Origin of the sequence: Ornithinicoccus halotolerans (genome assembly GCF_009602535.1) — a bacterium.
GTDB classification, from domain to species: Bacteria; Actinomycetota; Actinomycetes; order Actinomycetales; family Dermatophilaceae; genus Ornithinicoccus; species Ornithinicoccus halotolerans.
Map to the genome: position 1 here is coordinate 1 of NZ_WIQI01000129.1, position 6,365 is coordinate 6,365.

The following is a 6,365-nucleotide window of genomic DNA, read 5'->3' on the forward strand; positions in this document are numbered from 1 at the left end:
CGGCCACGGCGACCTGGACCACTCCGCCCTGTTCCACCTCATCGCCAGCCTCTCCGGCCGCGACTAGCGGCAACCCAATGGCGGCGCCACCGGCGGTGCTGGCGGCGGGCTGGGAGCGGCTCGCCGCCGCGGTCATCCGGTCTAGCTGCGGAGCGCGACGATCACCCCGACGACCAGCACGAAGCACAGCCCGGTGATGCCGAAGAACGTCATCACGCCGCCGACGATCGCCCACACCAGGCCGGAGTTGTCCTGCGGCGGCGGGGAGACGGCCGGCGTGGCGGGATCGTGCTCGGGCCGCTCGTGCTCAGCGCCCCCGTGCTCGGCTCGCTCGTCCTGCTCCTGCAGCCGCTGGCCGACGTAGCCCTGCAGCGCCTCCCGGTTCTGGCGCTGACGGCGGATCCCGTAGACGAGCAGCACGAGCCCGGCCGCCAGGAACAGCAGCGACGGCACCAGCACGAGCAAGAACACGACGACTGAGCTCGCCACCACGAACCGACCTCTCTCTCGACCCCGTCTGCAGTGGTGTCACGCTACCGTGTCGGCCAGCCACGCCGGGTCGTGCCCGTCGCTGTCGGTCCGCCATGCGACAGTCGGAGCATGCAGTTCCACGGCGGCAGGCTGGTGCTCAGCCCGACCGACCTCACCCGGCACGTGGCGTGCCCGCACGCCACCGCGCTGGACCTGCGCGTCGCCCTCGGTGACCTCGCGGAGCCCGAGCCGGGCACCGACGAGCAGCTGCAGCTGGTGCTCGACCGCGGCCTGGAGCACGAGCGCGCCTACCTGGCGCGGCTGCGTGCCGAGGGCCGCACCGTCGTCGAGATCCCCCCGGACGGGCCGCTGGCCGAGCGCGAGCAGCAGACACTGGCGGCGATGCGCGAGGGCGCCGACGTGATCTACCAGGCGGTCATGGCCGACGGCGCCTGGAGCGGCATCGCCGACTTCCTGCTGCGCGACGACGCGGCCGGTAGCGGCCTGGGGCCGTTCGGCTACGACGTCGCCGACACCAAGCTCGCCCGGCGCCCGGGCGTCCCGGCACTGTTGCAGCTGGCCAGCTACGCCGAGCGGCTGCAGCACCTGCAGGGCCGACCGCCGCGCCGGCTGGTCGTGGTGACCGGAGACGGTGCGGAGCGCCCGTTCCGGCACACCGACGTCGCCTCCTACGCTCGCCGGGTGCGCGAGCGGGTGCAGTCCGCGGTCCGGGAGCAGGCCGCCACCGAGCCGGTGCCGGTCGCGCACTGCGCGGTGTGCCGGTGGCGCCCCCGCTGCAGCGCCGAGTGGGAGGCCAACGACGACCTCACCCTCGTGGCCGGCATGCGCACCGACCACCGGCTGGCGCTGCGCGAGGCGGGGATCCACACCCTCACCGAGCTCGCCCGCGCCGACGAGGAGGCCCTCACCGGCGCGCTGTCCCGCCCGGTGGCGCGGCGGCTGCGCACCCAGGCGCGGCTGCAGCGGCAGGAGCGGGAGACCGGCGAGGCCACCTACGCGCTGCTGCCGGCCCGCCCCGGTCAGGGCCTGGGGCTGCTGCCGGCTCCGGACGAGGGTGACATCTACCTCGACTTCGAGGGTGACCCGTTCGCCGAGGACGGCCAGGGCCGGGAGTACCTCGCCGGCGTCTGCGAGCGGGACGGCACGTTCCACGCCTGGTGGGCTCACGACCAAGAGCAGGAGGCGCAGCTGGTCGCCGACCTGGTGGACTGGCTGCTGCGCCGCTGGCAGCGGTACCCCGGCATGCACGTCTACCACTACGCCTCCTACGAGCAGAGCAAGCTGAAGCTGCTGACCGGCCGCTACGCCACCCGGGAGTCCGAGCTGGACCAGCTGCTGCGCGGGGAGCGGCTCGTCGACCTCTACGCCGTGGTCCGGCAGGGGCTGCAGATCTCCAAGGCCAGCTACTCGCTGAAGCAGCTGGAGGCCTTCTACTGGCACCGGGTGCGCACCGCCGAGGGCGACGCGGTCACCGACGCGCTGTCCTCGGTGGTCGAGTACGAGCGCTGGCTGGCCGGGGGGCGGCAGGACGACGTGCTGCTGCAGCGGCTGGCGGACTACAACGCCGAGGACGTGCGCTCCACCCTGGCCCTGCACGACTGGCTCGAGGAGCGCCGGTCCGAGCTGGAACGACAGGCGGCTGAGCCGCTGCCCCGGCCGGAGCACAAGCGGCAGCAGGCGACCGTCGAGACCGGGGCAGCCGAGTCCGCCGCCGCGGAGGAGGCGCTGGCCACGCGGCTGCGGGAGGCCGGCGAGGCGCTGCTGGCCGGAGCGGTGGGCTGGCACCGGCGCGAGGCCCGGTCCGAGTGGTGGGACTACTACCGCACCGGCTCGCTCAGCGACGAGGAGCTGCGCGAGGACGGCACCACCATCGGTGCCCTGGGGGAGCCGTCCCAGGTCGGCCGCATCAAGCGGTCGGTGGTCTGGCGCTACCCGTTCCCGCCGCAGGACGGCTCGGTCCGGGTCGGCAGCTCCCTGCACGACGTCGACACCAAGGAGAGCGCCGGCGAGGTGGTCGGCGCCGACCTGGACGCCGGCTGGGTGGAGGTCAAGCGCGGCACCGGTCGAGAGCCGCTACGCCCGCGCGGGCTGGGACCGCCGGGACCGCTCTCGGACCAGGTGATGCGCGAGTCGCTGGCGCGCACCGGCGAGGACGTGCTGTCCGGCGACGGTGGGCTGGCCGCGGCGCTGCTGCGCCGGCAGGTGCCCACGGGCATGGCGCCGGGCGAGGGCGAGACGGCCGCGGACGTCGTGATGCGGGTCGGGACGGCGATGGCCACCTCCACGCAACCGCAGGTGCTCGCGGTGCAGGGGCCACCCGGGTCGGGCAAGACCTACGCCGGCACCCGCCTGGTCCGGGCGCTGGTCGACGCCGGGCTGCGGGTCGGGGTGACCGGGCTGTCGCACGCGGTCATCGACCACCTGATGCAGAAGGTCGAGCGCCCCGGGCTGCGCAAGCCGGGCGCGGGCACCGAGGTGCCCGACGACCAGGACAGGATGACGGTGCGGCTGGCCGGCACGGCCGAGGAGGTCCGCGCCGCGCTGGCCGACGGCCAGGTGCGGCTCGCCGGCGGGACCGCGTGGCTGTGGGCGCGGCAGGACATGCGTGAGTCGGTCGACGTGCTGGTGGTGGACGAGGCCGGCCAGTTCTCGCTGGCCAATGCGCTGGCGGTGGCGCCGGCCGCCCGGTCGATGGTGCTGCTCGGCGACCCGCAGCAGCTCACCCAGCCGTCCCGGGCCACCCACCCCGACGGCTCCGGCGTCTCCGCGCTGGAGCACCTGCTGGAGGGGCAGGAGACGGTCACCACCGAGCAAGGCATCTTCCTGGACCGCACCTGGCGGATGCACCCCGCACTCACCGAGTTCGTCTCCGAGCTGGCCTACGACGGCCGGCTCGGCACCGCGGCCGGGCGGGAGCGGCAGGAGGTGCTGGCCGGCGCTGCCGAGGACTGGCCCGGTAGCGGCGGTGGGCACGACGGGCTCACCGGCTCCGGCCTGCGGTGGCTGCCGGTCGAGCACCAGGGCTTCAGCGCCGACAACTCCGTGGAGGCCGACGCCGTGGCCGCCCTGGTGCAGGACCTGCTGGGCCGCTCCTGGCGGGACGTGGACGGGCAGGTGCACCCGATCGGCCCGGAGGACGTGCTCGTGGTCGCGCCCTTCAACGCCCACGTCTCCCGACTGGCCGACGCGCTGCCGGACGGGGTGCGGGCCGGCACCGTCGACCGGTTCCAGGGGCGCCAGGCCCCGGTGGTCATCTACTCGATGGCCTCCTCGACCGCGGCCGACGCGCCCCGCGGGGTCGGGTTCCTCTACGACACCCACCGGCTCAACGTCGCCCTCTCCCGGGCGCAGGCCCTCGCGGTCGTCGTGGGCAGCCCCGCGCTGCTCGACGCGCCGGTCAGCTCCGCCGAGCAGCTGCGCGCGGTCAACGCGTTGTGCCGGCTCGTCGACCTGGCCGAGCCGGTGCTCCGCGCCCGTACGCTGACCGCGTGACCGCCGCGCCGACCACTCCGACCGCCCTCGGCGAACCCGACCCGTTCACCGGGACCGACGAGCAGCGCCGCGCCTCGTTGCGCCGGATGCGGCTGGTGGCCACCGGGCTGCTGGTGCTCATGGCGGTCGTCTACCTGCTCACCCACGACCGTGCGGGGGCGTGGGGGTACGTCCACGCCGCTGCCGAGGCCGGCATGGTGGGCGCCATCGCCGACTGGTTCGCCGTCACCGCGCTCTTCCGGCACCCGATGCGGCTGCCGGTGCCCCACACCGCGATCATCCCGCGCCGCAAGCAGGCGCTCGGCCGCAGCCTGGAGCAGTTCGTCAGCACCCACTTCCTCACCCCCGAGACGGTCCGGGAGCGGTACCGCACCGCGGAGGTCGCCCGCCGCGTCGGTCGCTGGCTGGCGGTGCCCGAGCACGCCGGGCGGGTGGTCACCGACGCCTCCCCGGTCGCGGTGACGCTGCTGCGCAGGATCCGGGCCGAGGACATGGCCGGGTTCGTGGCGGACACGCTGCTGCCCCGGCTGCGCCAGGAGCCGCTCAGCCCACTGGCCGGCCACCTGCTGGACGCCGTGGTGACCGACCGCGCCCACCACGGCGTGGTCGACATCGCCGCGGGGGAGCTGCACCACTGGGTGCGGGGCCATCCCGACGAGGTCGCCACGATCCTGCACGCCCGCGCGCCGTGGTGGTCCCCGCGCTGGCTCGACGACCAGGTGGTCGACCGGGTCTACCGGGAGCTGGTCGACTGGACCGCCGAGGTCGCCAGCGACCCGCAGCACCGGGTGCGGCTCGCCCTGGACTCCTACCTGGCCGAGCTGGCGGCGGACCTGCAGCGGGATGAGACCACCATGGCCCGCTTCGAGGCGCTCAAGGAGCGGGTGCTGCAGCATCCGCAGACCGTGACCGCCGCGGTCGCCGTGTGGGAGGCGGTCTCGGCAGCGCTGCAGGAGGCGCTCGAGGATCCCGACGGCCGGCTGCGGGCCCGCCTCGTGGAGGAGGTAGCCGCCTTCGGCCACCGGCTGGAGAGCGACCCCGTCCTGCGGGAGCGGGCCGACGAGCTGGGGGAGGAGGCGGTAGCCGGGGCGGTGAGCCGCTACGGCGCCGAGCTGGCCACGGTCATCAGCACCACCGTCGACCGGTGGGACGGCCAGGAGGCCGCCGACCGGATCGAGCTGCACGTGGGCCGGGACCTGCAGTTCATCCGCATCAACGGCACCGTCGTCGGCGCGCTCGTGGGGCTGACCCTCCACGGCCTGTCGCAGCTGCTCTGAGGACCGCCCGCCTCGCTCGCGCGAGCGGTGGCAACTGTCGGACGGTGGCATGGTCGCTGGCGGGTGCGGCAACGGTCCGGCAACGCACGGTGCGGCGAAGTGACAACCCGATCGCCCGGAGCGGAGTCTGCAGGGTATGAGTATTTCGGCACCCGGAAGGCAGTGGTCGCGCGGCAGCCGCCCGCGCGCCGGTCGCGCAATGGCGCTGGCGGCGGTGGCCGCGCTGGCGATCGCGGCGGGCTGCGGCACGGCCGACGACGACCCCACCCCGCCCGAGGACAGCCCCACGGCCGAGTCACCCGAGGAGGACGCGGCCGCCACCGAGACCGGCGAGGGGACCGGAGCCCCGACGACGAGCGACGACGGCGAGACCGACGAGGCCGGGAACCCTCCGCAGACCGATGACGGCGCCGGCGCGGGCTCCGACGACGGCGACGGCCAAGACGGTAGCGGCACCGACGGCCAGGCCGGCGGAGGCGGCGGCCAGCCCAGTGACGACGGGAGCGACGGTGACGGCGGCGAGGGACAGCAGCCCGAGGAGAACCTGGAGGGCTTCGTCGACCCGGGGACGCATGAGGAGTCCGAGCCCGGCGGCTACGACCTCGTCGTGACCGACATCCGCACCGGAGTCCACAACCACTTCGAGCGGGTGGTGCTCGACATCGAGGGCGGCTCCCAGGTCGGCTGGTCGGCTGAGTACACCGACAACCCTGCACTCGACGGCAGCGGCGCTCCGGTGTCTCTGGCCGGTGACGGCACCCTCGCCGTCATCGTCCGTGGCGTGGCGCTGCCGAGCGGGGACGACCATCCGTACGACCCCGGGCAGCTGCTGGTGCAGCCCGACAACACGAGCATGGTGACCGAGGTCCTGCGGACCGCCCCGTTCGAGGGCCAGCTCCAGGTGTTCGTCGGAACGCGCGAGGAGGTTGCCTTCCGCGTGTTCCGGCTGGGTGACCCCGAGCGGCTCGTGATCGACGTGATGACCCACTGACGTGCGGCGGTGAGCCCGGTGGCCGCGTCCCGTAGTTGCGGCTGGTGCCCGGGGCGCGGCCTCGTGTGTTGACCGGATCCTCGCTGGATGCGGGCAGGTCGACGGCCCGGCCG

The 6,365-nt window shown here is 74.6% G+C and carries 4 protein-coding genes; 3 read left to right on the forward strand and 1 reads right to left on the reverse strand.

Going from position 1 to position 6,365, the window contains the following annotated elements; all coding sequences use genetic code 11:
* Window positions 1–141: 141 nt before the first annotated feature.
* Window positions 142–492: a hypothetical protein gene (locus GFJ45_RS14490; RefSeq protein ID WP_194288692.1), complete on the reverse strand. Its 351-nt coding sequence runs from the start codon at window positions 490–492 to the stop codon at window positions 142–144.
* A gap of 108 nt (window positions 493–600) precedes the next feature.
* On the opposite strand from GFJ45_RS14490, the gene GFJ45_RS14495 reads away from it, so the two are divergent.
* From GFJ45_RS14495 to GFJ45_RS14505, 3 genes are all read left to right on the forward strand, one after another.
* A complete protein-coding gene (locus GFJ45_RS14495; protein ID WP_153398449.1) occupies window positions 601–3,984 on the forward strand; it encodes a TM0106 family RecB-like putative nuclease in 3,384 nt (1,127 codons plus the stop codon).
* Entirely contained in the window at window positions 3,981–5,261 is a 1,281-nt protein-coding gene (locus GFJ45_RS14500) for a DUF445 domain-containing protein (RefSeq protein WP_228387096.1), read from the forward strand. The genes GFJ45_RS14495 and GFJ45_RS14500 overlap by 4 nt, the downstream gene beginning before the upstream one ends.
* A gap of 199 nt (window positions 5,262–5,460) precedes the next feature.
* The gene (locus tag GFJ45_RS14505; protein ID WP_194288693.1) at window positions 5,461–6,252 is read left to right on the forward strand and encodes an AMIN-like domain-containing (lipo)protein; all 792 of its coding nucleotides are present in this window, start codon (window positions 5,461–5,463) and stop codon (window positions 6,250–6,252) included.
* The last annotated feature ends 113 nt before the right edge of the window (window positions 6,253–6,365 follow it).

Bases quoted from the DNA above. Each gene is read 5' to 3' on its own strand.
- GFJ45_RS14505 (WP_194288693.1), top strand. From the start codon at position 5,461: ATGGCGCTGGCGGCGGTGGCCGCGCTGGCGATCGCGGCGGGCTGCGGC.
- GFJ45_RS14495 (WP_153398449.1), top strand. From the start codon at position 601: ATGCAGTTCCACGGCGGCAGGCTGGTGCTCAGCCCGACCGACCTCACC.